Origin of the sequence: Stenotrophomonas sp. YIM B06876 (assembly GCF_030711595.1) — a bacterium.
Classification (GTDB): domain Bacteria; phylum Pseudomonadota; class Gammaproteobacteria; order Xanthomonadales; family Xanthomonadaceae; genus Stenotrophomonas.
Genome location: NZ_JAUJUJ010000658.1, coordinates 1 through 336 on the forward strand (window position 1 = coordinate 1; position 336 = coordinate 336).

Annotated in this window: 1 protein-coding gene; it reads right to left on the bottom strand. The window is 65.5% G+C overall.

From position 1 onward, the window contains the following. Positions 1 to 336, bottom strand: a 336-nt coding sequence (locus QZH66_RS18905; protein ID WP_305807305.1) for a helix-turn-helix domain-containing protein, incomplete at both ends; no start/stop codon positions are given.

Genomic DNA, 336 nt, shown 5'->3' on the forward strand with positions numbered 1-336 from the left:
GATCGAGACGGTGTCGGTAATCCGGCCGTGGTTCTCTGTCTTCTGGGTATGGTGCCGCGAGCGCCGCATCGCCCGCGTGCGCCTCAGATGCGCGAGCAGTTCCTGTTTCAAGGCTCCGCGCGATTGGATGTAGAGCGTGCGATAGATCGTCTCGTGGGACACCTGACGGCTCGCATCATCGGGATAGGCGCGTTTGAGCCAGCCGGCCACCTGCTCAGGCGACCACTGCCGCTGGATCTTCTCTGCCACGCGAGCGGCCAAGGCTCGATGCAACGCCAGCTTACAGGGCTTGGGGCGTTGCGCCCGGTCCCAGGCGGCATGGTCGGCTTGGCTGGC